1 protein-coding gene is annotated in these 1,035 nt (G+C 72.9%); it reads left to right on the top strand.

Features of this window, described 5'->3' with window-relative positions; all coding sequences use genetic code 11:
• Positions 1-1,035: polyketide synthase dehydratase domain-containing protein (locus ABEA26_RS36025; RefSeq protein ID WP_486388988.1), on the top strand; the 1,035-nt coding region annotated here is incomplete at both ends.

Below are 1,035 nucleotides of genomic sequence, written 5' to 3' on the forward strand. Positions count from 1 at the left end.
CGCCCACCGCACCGACCTGCCCACCTACGCCTTCCAGCACCAGCGCTACTGGCTGGCCGCCGATGCTCCCGCCACGGACGCGTCCTTGGGGCACCCCCTCCTCAGCGTGGTGATGGCCGTGCCCGAGACCGGCGGCCTGCAGTGCACGGGACGCCTGTCGCGTACGGCACAGCCCTGGCTCGTCGGGGACTCCCTGCCCGGTACGGGCCTGGTGCCCGGCGCCGCCCTGGTCGACATGGCGATCCGCGCGGGCGACGAGGTCGGCACGAGCACCCTGCGCGAGCTGACGATCGACACTCCGATCGTGCTGCCGAGCACGGGAGCCCTGCGGGTGCAGGTATCCGTCGGAGGCCCCGACGACGAGGGCAACCGCACGGTGGGCGTCTACACCCGTGCCGAGCAGGGCGACACCTGGACCCGGCACGCCGCCGGCACGCTGACGCCCTCCGGCGCGGCCCCCGTGCCCGCGAGCGACGGGGACGTGCAGGCGGAGTACATCGAACTGGCCCTGGACGACGAACTGGCCGCCGAGGCCGACCGCTTCGGCCTGCATCCGGCGCTCCTGGAAGCCGCTGCCCGGGCGACTGGCCACACGGGCCGCTCCGCGGAGTGGTACGGAGTGACGCTGCACGCCACGGGATCCGCCGCCGTCCGCGTTCGGGTGACGCCGGTCGGGGGCAGGTCCGACGCGTCGCGCCTGGACATCTTCGACGCCGCCGGCGAAGGCGCGTTGGTCGCGTCGGTGGAGTCGTTGGTGCTGCGGGTGGTCTCCGGTGAGGAGTTGAAGGTATCCGGTGCCGGTGAGTCGTTGTTCCGGGTGGAGTGGTCGGCCGTGCCTGTGCGCGAGGCTGCGGATGGTGTGGGTGACGTTGTTCTGCTGGAGGTGGAGTCGGCGGGGCTGAGTGCGGTTGAGGTGGGCCGGGTGGCGGCTGGTGTGTTGGGTGGGGTGCAGGCGTTCCTGCGGACCCCGGACTCGGGATCGGGTGCGGGTGCGGGTGCGGGTCGTCGTCTGGTGGTGGTGACGCGTGGTGCTGT

It is taken from the genome of Streptomyces marokkonensis (genome assembly GCF_039539045.1).
GTDB classification, from domain to species: domain Bacteria; phylum Actinomycetota; class Actinomycetes; order Streptomycetales; family Streptomycetaceae; genus Streptomyces; species Streptomyces marokkonensis.